General features: G+C 62.2%; 8 protein-coding genes. 6 read left to right on the top strand and 2 right to left on the bottom strand.

The features are described from left to right. The first annotated feature begins 147 nt into the window (after positions 1–147). The 3 genes from ACPS74_RS07340 (at position 148) to ACPS74_RS07330 (ending at position 2,325) form a co-directional block, all read left to right on the top strand. Positions 148–717, top strand: a complete 570-nt coding sequence (locus ACPS74_RS07340) for a pyruvoyl-dependent arginine decarboxylase (protein ID WP_029650702.1) — start codon at positions 148–150, stop codon at positions 715–717. Continuing rightward, positions 714–1,634 (top strand): agmatinase, encoded by a 921-nt coding sequence (gene speB, locus ACPS74_RS07335; protein WP_036241859.1) that lies wholly within the window; start codon positions 714–716, stop codon positions 1,632–1,634. The genes ACPS74_RS07340 and speB overlap by 4 nt, the downstream gene beginning before the upstream one ends. A gap of 127 nt (positions 1,635–1,761) precedes the next feature. Then, a complete protein-coding gene (locus tag ACPS74_RS07330; RefSeq protein WP_029650706.1) occupies positions 1,762–2,325 on the top strand; it encodes a hypothetical protein in 564 nt (187 codons plus the stop codon). 18 nt (positions 2,326–2,343) lie between these two features. On the opposite strand, the gene ACPS74_RS07325 is transcribed toward ACPS74_RS07330, so the two are convergent. Beyond that, positions 2,344–2,742, bottom strand: coding sequence for a hemerythrin domain-containing protein (locus tag ACPS74_RS07325; protein ID WP_051381772.1), 399 nt, complete (start codon positions 2,740–2,742; stop codon positions 2,344–2,346). 28 nt (positions 2,743–2,770) lie between these two features. Between ACPS74_RS07325 and ACPS74_RS07320 the strand changes: the two genes are divergently transcribed. Continuing rightward, positions 2,771–2,893, top strand: a complete 123-nt coding sequence (locus ACPS74_RS07320; RefSeq protein WP_255722770.1) for a hypothetical protein — start codon at positions 2,771–2,773, stop codon at positions 2,891–2,893. A 27-nt stretch (positions 2,894–2,920) separates the two neighbouring features. Here ACPS74_RS07320 and ACPS74_RS07315 read toward each other — a convergent pair whose 3' ends face one another. Continuing rightward, positions 2,921–4,993 carry a catalase gene (locus ACPS74_RS07315; protein ID WP_029650710.1) on the bottom strand — a complete coding sequence of 691 codons (2,073 nt, stop codon included), beginning with the start codon at positions 4,991–4,993 and terminating at the stop codon, positions 2,921–2,923. 420 nt (positions 4,994–5,413) lie between these two features. On the opposite strand from ACPS74_RS07315, the gene ACPS74_RS07310 reads away from it, so the two are divergent. After that, the gene (locus ACPS74_RS07310) at positions 5,414–6,430 is read left to right on the top strand and encodes a sensor histidine kinase (protein ID WP_239753901.1); all 1,017 of its coding nucleotides are present in this window, start codon (positions 5,414–5,416) and stop codon (positions 6,428–6,430) included. 669 nt (positions 6,431–7,099) lie between these two features. After that, positions 7,100–13,462, top strand: a complete 6,363-nt coding sequence (locus tag ACPS74_RS07305; RefSeq protein ID WP_029650720.1) for a type I polyketide synthase — start codon at positions 7,100–7,102, stop codon at positions 13,460–13,462. Positions 13,463–13,477: the final 15 nt, after the last annotated feature.

Here is a 13,477-nt window from a genome sequence, read left to right as displayed (position 1 = left end):
CCAAACTGTCGAGCGCCGCGGCCCGCTTGACGATGCTAGCCGGTTCGCGCGCGCGAGGCCATAGACGAAGCTTGCCAAAATGCTTATGGCCGAACGGGCGCCTTGTCCTAATTGAGGCGGTGGTCTTTGCGCAAAGGAGCGGGTTCCATGTTTCCCATTCCACAATGCGTCTTTCTCACGCGCGGCGTCGGCGTTCACCGCCATCGTCTGACCGCGTTCGAATATGCGCTGCGCGACGCCGACATCGAACAGCAGAACCTCGTGGCGGTATCGTCGATTCTTCCGGCGGGATGCGAAATTATTCCGGTGGAACTGGGCGTCGCGACGCTTCAGCCTGGCGAAATCACTTTCACGGTGCTTGCGCGCGCTGAGACCGACGAGCCCGGTCGGCGCGTCACCGCGAGCATCGGCCTCGCCCGGCCAAGGGAGCCGTCGCTCTATGGCTATATTTCGGAACATCACGGCTATGGCATGACGGAGCGCGAGAGCGGCGATTATGCGGAAGATCTCGCGGCGACGATGCTCGCTTCGACGCTCGGGATCGAATTCGATCCAGACGCCGCCTGGAATGAGCGCAAGAAGGTCTATGAAACAAGCGAACTGATCGTCGAGAGCCTGTCTTTGACCGCGGCGGCCGAAGGCGCTCCGAACGGCGAATGGACCTGCGCGGTCGCCGCGGCGGTGTTCCGCTTCGTCAAACTCGACGGTTTGCCATGAGCGGGACGCCGACATTCGCCGCTCCGCCGACCTTCCTCGGCGTCGCCCCGGGCGCTGACGCGGCGGTTGTCGTCGCCGGCGTCCCTTTCGACATCGGCACGACGAACCGCAGCGGCGCGCGCTTCGGGCCGTCGGCGATTCGCCACGCCAGTCGCATGTTGATCGACGGCGCGCATCCCGCGCACTGGACGTCCCCCGTCGATCTGCCGCTCGCCGACGTGGGCGATTTCTCCATCGCGCTGGGCGACATCGCCGCAAGTCTGAAGCTCATCGAGGACCAGGCGTCGGCCTATGCGCATCTCGTGACGCTTGGCGGCGACCATGGAATCACGCTGCCTCTCTTGCGCGCCTGCGCAAAAAGACGCAGCCCGCTGGCGCTGATCCATTTCGACGCTCACGTCGATACATGGCCCGATAATTTCGGCCAGCCCTACGCGCATGGCTCGATGTTCTATCATGCAATCAACGAAGGCGTCGTCGATGCGCGCCGCATGATCCAGATCGGCATTCGCTCGCCGGTGCAGCGCGACGTCTACGACTGGACGCTTGGACAAGGCGTCACGATCATCGCCGCGCAGGAGGCGCATGAAATTGGGCCAGCGGCGATCGCCTCACGGATCGTCGAAATCGTCGGCGACGCCCCCGTCTATTTGACGTTCGACGTCGACGCGCTTGATCCGGCCTTTGCCCCGGGGACCGGCACGCCGGAAATCGGCGGTCTGGCCACCTGGCAGGCGCAGTCGGTCATCCGCAAGCTCGCCGGTGTGGACTTCGTCGGGATGGACGTCGTCGAGGTGGCGCCGGCCTATGACGTTTCCGAAATCACCGCGCTCGCCGGCGCGACGATGGCCTGGGAATACCTCTCCCTGCTGGCGGCCTCTGCCGATACATCCCGGTCCGCCTTGCGCTCTCCTTAGCTCCTTCGCCAGCGTCAATGCGGCTCTTGCCAAGGGCCGGCCTTCGGCAGCACTCTGGCCCGAACAGCCGGATGCGGCGGGACGCTTCGAAGCGGATCGAGGCGTGCAAGGGCTAGGGGAGGGCGGCATGTCCAGTGCGGAGCGGCGGGCGCGAGAGGTGGTCGGCGTTTTCTCAGACGGCTATGTGCTCGAGAGCGCTGTCGAGGAATTATTGAATTCGGGGTTCGATCTCGGCGATATCAGCCTGCTTGCGGGTGAAAAGGCGATCGTCGGCAAGCTCGGCCATAAATATGAAAAGGTGGAAGCCGCCGAAGATGACGGCGCCGCCCCGCGCGTGGCCTATGCGCCGAGGGAATCTCTGAGCAAGAAAGAGGGCGCGATCATAGGCGGTCTTGTCTATGTCGGCGCCACCGTGGCGGCCGGCGCGGCGCTCGCGTCAGGCGGAGCCCTGGCGATGCTTCTCGTGAGCGGCCTGATCGGCGCGGAATTTGGCGGCCTCATCGGGGTCGTGCTTGGCGAGTTCATGGAGGAGCGTCACGCGAAATATCTCCAGGAGCAACTTGACTATGGCGGCCTGTTGCTCTGGGTGCGGACGCGAAGCGCCGCGCTGGAGGAGACCGCCAAGAGCATCATGGCCAAACATTCCGGCCGCGACGTGCATGCGCATGACGTGCCTGCCGCCGCGGCGTGAATGGTTTAGCGGCCGCGATCAGGCGGCCTTTTTCATCAGTTCGCCCTTACGCTTTGACAGTTTCTCGCCCAAGGCGGTCAGATCGACTTCGCTTTTGCGCGCCTCGGGAAACATTTCCTGCTCTTCTTCCTGGACATGATGCGTGACGTATTCGCCCAGCACCTTAACCTTTGCGTCGAACAGATGATCCTTTGGCGACATCGATCGGATCTCGGCGATCAGCTGCTTGGCGCTTGCGTGCTCAACTTCAGCTTCGTCGAGAAGGTCTTCGTCGTCGATATTTTTGCGCAGCGCCGGATAGAAGATCTCCTCCTCGATCTTGGCGTGAACGGTCAGCGCGACGCAAATTTTTCGGGCGAGAGCCTCCTTCTCGGCCTCGTCCGAAAGCTTTTCATACTGTTTGAACCAGGTTTTCACCTCTCGGTGATCCTCTTTCAGGAGCTTGATGGCGTCCGGCGTTGTGGAGGCGCTGGCGGACGTCTTCGTACCCGTTCGGGGCTTCGACTTTTTCGTGCTGCTGCTCGTGCTCGCTGTTGGCATCTTGGTTCTCCTGTTGCGCGGTTGTTAACTTGACCGTTCTGTCATGCGTGCCGCATCACGCGTCGAGATCGACCGTCAGTTCTCTGGGCCAGTAACGAAGTTCGGCGCAGGCCGCGATGAACGCGGCCGCGTCCTTGACGCTCGCAAGCCGAATGCACGCTTCATCCAGCGCCTCGGCGACGCCGGCTTTCTCCAGCAACGGCATCGCGCTCTCGGTGAAGCCGATGAACTTGCAGTGCGCGAAGGCGTCGCTTGCGAAATCGCGCGCGGCGGCATCGGCGGCGAGATCGGCGACCCCGGTCTGCGACGTGAGAATGGCGACGGCGTCATAGAGCACCGACGGTCCTCCATCGATTTTTTGGGCGGCGGGCTGCATGGCGCCGTCGTCAAGCACCACGCCGCCGATGTGGGGCGCTACAATCTCGTAAACCGCTCCGATCTTTTCGACGGCCTGGATCAGCGCCTTCAACAGCTTCGCATCGGCGCCGTCCGTCACGAGAATCCCGAGCTTGCGCCCCGTGAATGATTTGGGACGCGCCAAAATGCTCAACGGCGCGGACGGGGGAAGCTCTTGCCGGGTCGGGCGCGCGGCCTTCGCCGGATCGGGCATCTCAAGCCGCAAGCCGTCAGCCACGCGCGTCGCGAGCGCAACGTCAATGTTCAAGAGATGCGAGACGACGCGGGAGCGAACGTCCGGGCGCTCGCATTTGCTCAGTTCGAATACGAGCGCATCGCCAATGTGTTTGCGCTCAATCGGCGTCTGGCTGATCAAGAATTGCCGCGCCTGGCTGTAATGATCGGCGAAGCTTTGGGAGCGAAGTCTCGTCTTCGGCCCGGCGACTTCTTCCGGGAATGACGTGAAGCCGCGCTCGGGATTCTCGCGCGGTCCGCCGAGCGCGCCCCAGCTGTTGGGCTCGTAATTGACGCGGCCTTTCGGGTTCTTCATCGTCATATGCCCGTCCTGCTGGAAATGCGCCATCGGGCATCGCGGCGCATTGACGGGAATATGGGTGAAGTTCGGGCTGCCCAGCCGCTTCAGCTGTGTGTCGAGGTAGGAGAAGTTGCGGCCTTGGAGCAGCGGATCGTCGCTGAAATCGATGCCTGGAACGATGTTCTGCGTGCAGAAAGCGACCTGCTCGGTTTCCGCGAAGAAATTGTCCACGGTGCGGTCGAGCACGAGGCGCCCGACGATCTGCACGGGAATCTGCTCTTCGGGAATAATCTTCGTCGAGTCGAGAATGTCGAATTCGAATGTGTCGGCGAACTCTTCATCAAAGAGCTGAAGGCCGAGCTCCCATTCCGGGAAATCTCCGCCCTTGATGGCGTCCCAAAGATCTCGCCGATGAAAATCGGGATCGGCGCCATTGATCTTGACTGCTTCATTCCAAAGCACCGATTGCAGACCGAGCTTCGGCTTCCAATGAAACTTGACGAACGTCGACTTGCCTTCTGCGTTGACGAAACGGAAAGAGTGAACCCCAAAGCCTTCCATGAAGCGGAAGGAGCGCGGAATGGCGCGATCGGACATGATCCACATGATCATGTGAAAGCTTTCCGGCGAGAGCGAAACGAAGTCCCAGAAGTTGTCGTGCGCCGTTTGCGCCTGGGGGAAGCCGCGATCAGGCTCAGGCTTCGCCGCGTGGATCAAGTCTGGAAACTTGATCGCATCCTGGATGAAGAACACCGGAATGTTATTGCCGACGAGATCCCAATTGCCTTCTTGAGTGTAGAACTTTACGGCGAAGCCTCGCACGTCGCGCGCGAGATCGGCGGATCCCTTGCTGCCCGCCACGGTCGAGAACCGCACGAAGACGGGCGTTTGATCGCCCACCCGCTGGAAAAGATCCGCGCGCGTAACGTCTGCGAGAGATTTCGTGAGTTCGAAATAGCCATGCACGCCGAATCCCCGCGCGTGAACGACGCGTTCGGGAATGCGCTCATGGTCGAAATGGAAGATTTTCTCGCGGAAATGGAAATCTTCGATGAGGCTCGGACCGCGCGCGCCGATGCGAAGCGTGTTTTGGTCATCGGAAACCGGGATGCCCTGCTGCGTGGTGAGCGTCTCAACTTCGTCATTCGCAGTCTGGTGCGTTTCACCGCCGTCGCCTTGCGGCTGCGCGTAAGACATCTCAGTCTCGGCCGCCAGAAGATCGGGTTGCGCGATTTGACTCTTTCCAGCGTTCACCATGGCGGATTTGACCGGATTGCGCTTTGAGCCCATCAGAAAAACTCCGAAAAAAAACCGCGACGAAACGCGAGTGTCCCGTGAGCGAAACCTCGGGCGATCTGAGTTGTTCCCCGAAAAGGAAAATTCTCTCGGAGCCAAGAGAAGCTCAGAGCCAAGAGAGTTCAGAGCGAAGAGAAGCTCAGAGCTTGAAGACGATTGATACGGGGAAGGGCCCGCCCGCCGAAACTCGAAGCCTTTTCGACTGAGACTTGCGCCGTGATGTTATCTTTCGGCGACGCGGCGAGAGCCCTGCCTAGCGATGCCGGCAGCGCATTCGATCTTGTTCGGAACTGAGCGCTATGCAACTATTCGCGCGCCCGAGTGGGAGGAAATCACGGGATTTCGGCAAGTTACGTCAGGGTGCTCGAGGTGGCGTGGGCGACGAAAGTCTACAGGGCGTCGAAAAGAATAGAGGGCGCGCCCTCGTGGATCATTGCTCTGGCATTATTCGGCGCGAGCCTGTCTGTTCGCCTCCTGTTGGATCGCTGGCTCGATCCGATGAAGTTTCTCACCTTTTATCCGGCGATCGCGGCCAGTGCGCTGCTGTGCGGCTGGCGTCAGGGCGCGGCGGTGTTGGCGCTCTCCGCTGTGTCGGGGTGGTATTTTTTCTTCGAGCCGCGCAACTCGTTTTTGCTCAGAGAGCCGAACGCAATATTCGCGCTGATTGGGTTTCTCCTCGTCGGCGGCTTTTTGCTTATTCTCGTGGCGGGAATGGCCGATCTGATCAGGCGTCTGGAAGCGGCGAACCAGGTGCAGGTCAGCCTGTTTCGCGAGCTTCAGCATCGCGTCGCAAATAACCTTCAAATTGTCCTGGCGATGATCAGCAACGCCCGGCGGGGGGTGCTCGACGTGACGGCCGCCGAACGGATCGCGGCCGCTGAAGATCGGATCGCGGCGATGTCGGCCCTGCATCGCCGGCTTTACGACAAAACAAGCTACGAACAGGGGCTCGCGCCTATTCTTGACGAGATGTTGCGCAATGACTTTGGCGACCTGCCGATCCAGCTGTCGTTAGATATATCCTCGGACGCAAAATTGTCGCTGGATCAGATGACCGCGGTGCTTCTTCTGGTCAATGAAGCCGCGCTCAACGCCGTCAAGCACGCTTTCAAAAAAGGCGCGGGATCGAAATTCGAAGTCGCCTTGCTCAAGCAGGCGAACGGGCGCCTGCAGCTCATCGTTCGCGACGACGGTCCCGGGATCTCGCCGGCGTCTGCGGTTGCGTCTGGCTCTCTCGGCATGAGCATCATGCAGGCCTTTGCGCGTCAGCTGGGCGGATCGCTGGAGATGCAAGCCTCCGCCGGCACGACGTTGATGGTGGAGTTCCCTGGCGATTAGCGGCGCAAGCGCGGCGGTCACGAGCCATCCCGTCTGGCGGGCGCCGGGAGGCGCCGATGCAGCGCAAAGGAAATGACGCTGAGCGCGCTGGCATGTCGGAGAGCTTCGTAAAAGACGCTCGACGAAGCGCTCATGATCCTGCCGGATGGCGAACGATTCTGGCCAAACTGCGCGGTGGGCCCGCGCTCCGGCCTGAAGCTCCGATCGCCCTTGTTCATCCGCCCATGCTTAAGCCAGGCTGCCGGTTTTCCGGTCACGGCGTGCACACCAAAGACGCTCCCGAGCCAGTTTTAAATGCGTCCAATTTGCGACTGAGGCATTTTTGGCACTATTGTGACATCGTTCACAAGAAAGCGGCGAGCAGTTGATTGCATACATATTGACTTGCGCCACGGCATCATTTAGCGGATATGCTGCAATGCACTTTAGGCCGCGAATGTTACCGATCGAATACCTAATATTGCTTTAGTCGGAGAGGCTAGGATGCCTAATTTTCCAATCAGGTCATGCAGTTGGCTGCAACTGAAAGGAATAATGATGCGTTCCATAAGATGGGGTGGCGCCCCCATCTAGGCCCTAACAGCAAGTTCCTCAGTTTTAAACGCACCGCACATGCGCGCTTCAGCGACGCATGATCCCCAACCACATGTATACAGCCAGAGATATCCCATGGACGAACGCAATCCGAACCTGCAGAACTCGGGATTTCGCGGCGACGAGGTCGGAGAGTCGGAGCCGATCGCGATCATCGGGGTGGGATGCCGCTTCCCTGGGGGCGCCAATAGCCCGGACGCATATTGGGACCTCCTCGTCTCCGGCCGGCCGGCTATTCGCGATGTTCCGGAAGACCGCTGGAGCATGGATCGATTCTTCAACGAAAATCCCGATAAACCGAACAAGATCTATACCCGCAAAGGCGGCTTTCTCGACGAGGCGGTCCATCGCTTTGACGCTGCGTTCTTCAATATATCGCCGCGGGAGGCGGTCCATGTAGACCCGCAGCAGCGGCTGCTCATGGAGGTGGCCTGGGAATCTCTGGAGGACGCTGGCGTCGTTCCGGAAACGCTCGCGGGCTCCGAAACAGGCGTCTATATTGGCGGCTTCACGCTCGACAGCATGCTCGATCAGCTGAGCCCGCATAATCGGGAGAATATCAGCATCCATTCGGGCACCGGCGCGCTGATGACGCTGCTGTCGAATCGGCTTTCCTATTTTTTCGACTTCCGCGGCCCAAGCCTTTCGGTTGACACGGCCTGCTCCTCGTCGCTCGTGGCCGTGCATCTCGCCTGCCAGGATATTTGGCGTGGCCACGTGTCCTTGGCGCTGGCGGGCGGCGTCAACGTCATGTTGCGGCCCGAGTATCCGATGATCATGGGCAAGGGCCACTTCTTGGCGCCGGACGGCTATTGCAAGAGTTTCGACGAACGCGCCAATGGCTATGCGCGCGGCGAGGGCGCCGGGGTGGTGCTGCTTAAGCCCTATGCCGCCGCCCTGCGAGACGGCGATCATATTTACGCGACGATACGCGGCACGGGCGTCAACCAGGATGGGCGCACCGACGGCATCACAATGCCAAGCGCCGCGGCGCAGGAGGCGCTGATTCGGCGTGTCTACGCGCAAAGCGGCGTGCCATTTAGCGACGTGCGCTACGTCGAGGCGCATGGCACGGGGACGCCGGTGGGCGATCCGATCGAAGCCGGCGTGCTTGGACGCACGATCGGCGCTGGCCGCGAGGTTGACGATGCCTGCCTGATCGGTTCGGCGAAATCGACGATCGGCCATCTCGAAGCGGCGGCGGGCGTCGCCGGTCTCATCAAGGCGGCGCTCTGTCTTGATCGAGGGGCCGTGCCGCCGCAAGCCAATCTGCAGAATCCCAACCCGAAGATTCCGTTCCAGGAACTCGGCATTCGCTTGCCGACCAGCCTCGAGCCGCTTTCGCAAGGCGATGAGGACGTCTATTGCGGAGTCAATTCTTTCGGCTTTGGCGGCACCAACGCGCATGTGGTCCTTCAGCGCGCAGAGAAGCCGCGGTTGGAAGAGAAGAAGGATGGGTCGGCGGGAGAGCAGATCCTCACGCTTTCTGGCCGCGATCCCAAGGTGCTGACCATTCTCGCCCGCTCTTATGCGCAGATGCTCTCGCGCGGCAGACGTGCGGCGCTTGAGGACATTTGCCATTCGGCGCGAATTCGGCGCTCCGCCCACGAATGCCGACTGAGCGTCGTCGCCGCTTCGGCCGCCGAAATGGCGACGGAGCTCGAGCAGTTCGCCGCGCATGGCTATAGCGACCACGTCATTCAGGGCAAGGCGGCTCGGCGCGCCGAATCGCGACCGGTTTTCGTGTTTACCGGCATGGGGCCCCAGTGGTGGGGCATGGGCCGGCAATTGCTCGAGAACGAACCGGTCTTCCGCAAGGCGGCGGAGGAGATCGACGCGATCTTCCGCCCGCTCGCCGGCTTCTCCATTCTGGAGGAAATGCGCGAGGACAAAAGCCGCTCACGGGTCAAAGAGACGCGTATCGCGCAACCCGCAAATTTCGTCGTGCAGGTCGCCTTGGCCGAACTTCTCCGTTCCTGGGGCGTCTATCCGGCGGCGGTGGTCGGACACAGCGTCGGCGAGGTGAGCGCCGCCTATATTTCGGGGGCGCTCAGCCTCGAGGACGCCGTCGCTGTCTCTTATCATCGCAGCCGACTTCAGCAGCTGGCCGCCGGCAAGGGGCGCATGCTGGCGACCGGTCTCAATAGAGAGCAGGCCGAGCGCATTCTGGAGTCCTATCCGGGTACAGTTTCGGTCGCCGCGATCAACAGCGTGTCAACGGTCACGCTGGCTGGTGATGGCGAAGCGCTGGCGTCGATCGCCGAGCAGCTCGCCAAGGACGAAGTGTTCAATCGATTCCTCGATGTCGAAGTCGCCTATCACAGCCCCCAGATGGAGGCGCTGAAGCCGGAGCTGCGGGAATCCTTGCGCGGGCTTCGCCCGCAAACGCCGCACACGACGCTCTATTCCACGGTGACCGGTCGGCGCGTCGAAGGGCCCGACTTGGACGCGGAATATTGGTGCGCCAACATGCGGGAGCCTGTGCTGTTCGCCGACGCGATGGTCACGATGGTGACCGACGGACTGAGCGGCTTTCTCGAGGTCGGCCCGCATCCCGTGCTCGCGACGTCGATCAAGGAAGTGCTGCGCGCCAGCGAAGCGGGCGGCGTTTCGATCGCCACCTTACGCCGTGAGCATCCCGAGCGCGCGACGGTGCTCGCCGCCCTCGGCGCGCTCTATGTGAACGGCTATGACGTGAACTGGCGCGCGCTTTCGCCCGCCGGCGCGCGCTTCGTGAAGCTGCCTTTGTATCCCTGGCAGCGGGAATATTATTGGAACGAGACGAGCGCCGCCGCGATTGATCGACTTGGCCACACGGAGCACCCCCTGCTGGGAAGCCGCGTGTCGTCGCCCATGCCGACCTGGGAGCATGATCTCGGCAGGCCATCGATCTCCTATCTGGCCGATCACGTCATCGAGGGATCAATCATCTTTCCGGCCGCGGGCTATGTCGAGCAGGGCCTGGCGATCGCGGCGCTGCTTGATGGCGGACAGGCCAGCTACACGCTCGAAGATCTTTCGTTCCTCAGGCCGCTCGTCTTCCCGACGCTCAAAGATCCGATTGTTCGGGCGACCTACGATCGGAGCTTGAGGGAGTTCCAGATCTACGGTCAGACGGATGACGAAACCCAGTCTTGGACGCTGCACGCGATGGGCCGGGTGCTCGCCCTGCCGTCGCCTCGGAGCGGCGCCGAGTCATTGGCGAAGGTGAAGGAGCGAATTCGGGAGTCGGTCGACGTCGCCGAGCTTTATGATCGGTTGGCCGCGCACGGGCTGTCCTATGGTCCGCACTTCCGCACGATTCGAAATTTGATGCGGAACGGCGACGAGATACTGGCGGAGCTTGAGGTGATTCAGGGGCCGTCGGAGGAGCTTGAGGCTTATCGGCTTCATCCGGCTCTCCTTGACGGCGCCATCCAGACGCTTGTGGGCGCGATCGGCGACAAGCTCCAGGAATCGACCTATCTGCCGGTTGGCGTTGGTCGAGTGGTTTTTCACGCTGGAAGCGGCGCTCCGCTCTGGGCGCACGGGCGCGTGAACGATCATTCCTCGGAAGGGTTCGAAGGCGACCTCATTCTCTATCGCGCGGATGGCAGCGTCGCGGCGGAAGTCCTCGGCGTCAGATGCAAGGCGCTCCACACGAAAAAGCTCACGCCAGAAGAGCGGCTTGAAAGTCGATCCTACGGGCTCGCTTGGGAGGTCAAGCCGCTAAGCGAAACTGATCAACAGGCCGGAGACTGTCTTCTCTTCGCCGCAAATCCGGACTCGTCCAAAGAGCTCGCGGCCGCGCTTGAAGAGGCCGGAGTCAAAGTTCGAACCGTGGACGCGCAGTCGCTGAAGGACGTCGTCGCCGCGCGCAAGGTTCTCGAAGAAAGCCCGCAGCTTCGCGCCATCGTCTTCCTGGGCGAATCGGCGCCAGGCGCGCAGGACGCGGTGAGCGATCTTGGCGAAGCCAAGCGCCTCCTCCGCCTTGCGCAAGCGCTCGAAGGTCGGGACGCGGGCGAGGACGCTTCCCCCAGACTGTTCGTGGTGACGTCGCTCGCGCAGCCGATGCCGGGTGCGCAGACGGTGAATCTGGCGCACGCCGCGCTGATCGGTCTGGCGCGCACGATCGCCGGCGAAAATCCCCAATTGAGATGCACCGCCGTCGACATCGATCCCCTTGAAGGGAGCCGCAGTCTCCTCGCTCAGCAAATCCTCAGCGACGATCCCGAGACTGAGGTCGCGTTGCGCGGCGATGTGCGGCGCGTGCAGCGGCTTGTTCCGGCGGCCGCCCTCCGCCAGGAGGAGGAGGAGCCCGAGACACGCACCGTCTCCGCCACCTCCGTACCGGCCTTCCGCCTGTCGCGCGGAGCCGAGAACCGCCTCGAGAGCCTGCGCTTCGAGGAGGCTCCTCGGCCGGCTCCCGCCGCAGGCGAAATCGAAATCGAAATCAAGGCCGCGGCGCTCAACTTCAAGGACGTGCTGAAGGTCCTGGGCATGTTGCCCGCCAAGGCTCTGGAGGGCTCCTATCACGGCGCGGAACTCGGCATGGAGGCGGCGGGCGTCGTCACCGCCGTGGGCGAAGGGGTGACGGCCTATAAGGTCGGCGACGAGTTGATGGGCTCATTCAAAGGCTCCTTCAGCTCCCATGTGCGCGTTCCCGTCGAAAGCCTGCTCGCCATGCGCAAGCCTTCGTCCTTGACGTTTGAAGAGGCCGCCAGCGTTCCCGTCATCTTCATGACGGCCTATTACGCCCTGCATGACATCGCACGGCTGAAGGCTGGCGAAACCGTGCTCATTCACGCCGCCGCCGGCGGCGTGGGGCTCGCGGCGATCCAGGTCGCGAAATCGATTGGCGCACGTATCTTCGTCACGTCGGGAAGTGAGGCGAAACGCGACTATCTGCGCACGCTGGGCGTGGAGCAGGTCTTCGACTCGCGCAGCCTCGAATTCGCCGACGGCGTCCTGAAGTCGACGGGGGGCCGGGGCGTCGACGTCGTGCTCAATTCGATCGCGGGAGAGACGCTGGTCAAAAGCTTGGAGGTGACGGCTCCCTTCGGACGGTTCGTGGAGATCGGCAAGCGCGACATCGTCGAGAACGCGCGCCTGCCGCTGCTGCCCTTCAACAAGAACCTCCTGTTTGCAGCGATTGATCTCGACCGACTCATGGCCGAGCAGCCGAGTGCGATTCGGGAGCTTCTCGCCCAGATCTGGGACCGTTTTGAGCACGGCGATCTCCGCCCCACGCCTGTGACCATCTTCCCGCTGCACGAGGCGGCGGACGCGTTCCGCTTCATGGCGCAATCAAAGCAGACGGGTAAAATCGTCCTGTCCTTCAGCGACCCGGCGCGCGTCGAAGTCGTGCCGGAGGAAGTCGAGAAAAAGCTGATTCAGCCGAAAGCCACCTACATGGTGACCGGCGGCTTCAGCGGCTTCGGCCTGAACGCGGCGCGTTGGCTGGCGCAGCAAGGCGCGGAAAATCTGGTCCTCGTCAGCCGCAGCGGCGCCGCCTCCAGCGAGGCGCGACGCGCGGTGACTGCGCTCGAAGCGCAAGGCGTCAACGTCATGAGCGTCGCCGCCGACGTCAGCGTCGAAGCCGACGTGGCGGCGATGATGGCGCGGATCGACCTCGAGCTTCCGCCGCTGCGCGGCGTGGTGCATTCGGCGGCCGTGTTGGATGACACCGTGCTTTCAGGACTCACCGACGAACGGTTCGATGCGGTCTATCGCCCCAAGGCGGTCGGCGCCTGGAACCTGCACCAAGCGACCCGCAACGCGCCGCTGGACTTCTTTCTGTGTTTTTCGTCGATTTCGGCGCTCATCGGCAATCCTGGGCAAGGAAACTATGTCGCGGCCAACGTGTTCCTCGACATGCTCGCGCACTACCGGCATACGCTCGGCCTTCCCGGTCAAAGCGTCAATTGGGGCGCGATCGGCGACGTCGGAATGCTGACGCGCGACAAGACGGTTGCGCAGCACCTCGCGCGGGCAGGCATCCAGCCAATCGCCTCCACGGAGGCGCTCGAGGATCTGGAAGGATCTCTTCTTCAGGGGACGGCGCAATTCGCCTATGTCGATGTCGACTGGTCCAAGTGGGCGTCCACCCATCCGGCGAGTTCGGCTCCCCGTTTCGCGCCTCTTGTCAGTGAGGCCCGCGACGAGTCCGACAGCGTCATCGACCGCGTCCGCGCCGAACTGGCGCAGATTGAGCCGGAACAGCGCGGCGAGCACATTGTCGGCGTCGTTCGTCGCGTCGTCGGAGAGACACTTCGCATCCCCTGCGATCGCATCGATATAGACGCTCAATTGTCCGATATGGGCATCGACTCGTTGATGGCCGTTGAATTGCAGGTCGCGGTCAAAGCGACGCTGGGCGTCGAAGTTTCTCTCATGGAGCTCATGAAGGGACGAACCGTCGCGTCGCTCGGTCGAGATTTGCTGAAGCGTTTAGGCTGAAAGCGACGGACCATT

The sequence above is a fragment of the Methylocystis sp. SB2 genome, from assembly GCF_049817085.1.
Lineage (GTDB): Bacteria > Pseudomonadota > Alphaproteobacteria > Rhizobiales > Beijerinckiaceae > Methylocystis > Methylocystis rosea.
Note: the sequence above shows the minus strand (reverse complement) of the source record. Positions and strands in the feature narration are given on the sequence as shown.

What these genes read in the sequence shown, in the direction of transcription:
- ACPS74_RS07340 (WP_029650702.1), top strand. Translation starts at nt 148, where the DNA reads ATGTTTCCCATTCCACAATGCGTCTTTCTCACGCGCGGCGTCGGCGTT.
- speB (WP_036241859.1), top strand. Translation starts at nt 714, where the DNA reads ATGAGCGGGACGCCGACATTCGCCGCTCCGCCGACCTTCCTCGGCGTC.
- ACPS74_RS07330 (WP_029650706.1), top strand. Translation starts at nt 1,762, where the DNA reads ATGTCCAGTGCGGAGCGGCGGGCGCGAGAGGTGGTCGGCGTTTTCTCA.
- ACPS74_RS07320 (WP_255722770.1), top strand. Translation starts at nt 2,771, where the DNA reads ATGGCGTCCGGCGTTGTGGAGGCGCTGGCGGACGTCTTCGTACCCGTT.
- ACPS74_RS07315 (WP_029650710.1), bottom strand. Translation starts at nt 4,993, where the DNA reads ATGTCTTACGCGCAGCCGCAAGGCGACGGCGGTGAAACGCACCAGACT.
- ACPS74_RS07305 (WP_029650720.1), top strand. Translation starts at nt 7,100, where the DNA reads ATGGACGAACGCAATCCGAACCTGCAGAACTCGGGATTTCGCGGCGAC.